Raw genomic sequence first — 268 nt, 5'->3', positions numbered from 1 at the left:
CGCGCGACGCGGCGTCCCGAGATCGAGGTGTCGGGGATCGCCGCCAGGCACTCGCGGGTGACGTCGTCGACCACGTTGAGAATGCGGAAGCGGCGGCCCGTGGCGAACTGGTCGTGCACAAAGTCCAGCGACCAGCGGGCGTTCGGCCTGGCCTCGACCAGGATCGGCGCGCGCGTGCCCATGGCGCGACGACGTGAGCGGCGCTTGCGCACCGTCAGGCCTTCCTCGCGATAGAGCCGGTAGATCCGGTTCTTGCCCGAGGGTTCTC

Annotated in this window: 1 pseudogene; it reads right to left on the bottom strand. The window is 70.1% G+C overall.

The annotated features are described in order from the left end of the window. Positions 1-268, bottom strand: a pseudogene (locus VH88_RS15255) (IS3 family transposase); the annotation flags it as partial.

Origin of the sequence: Brevundimonas sp. KM4 (genome assembly GCF_000964075.1) — a bacterium.
Lineage (GTDB): Bacteria > Pseudomonadota > Alphaproteobacteria > Caulobacterales > Caulobacteraceae > Brevundimonas > Brevundimonas huaxiensis.
The sequence above is the reverse complement of the archived record's forward strand: the minus strand, read 5'-3'. Positions and strand labels throughout refer to the sequence as shown.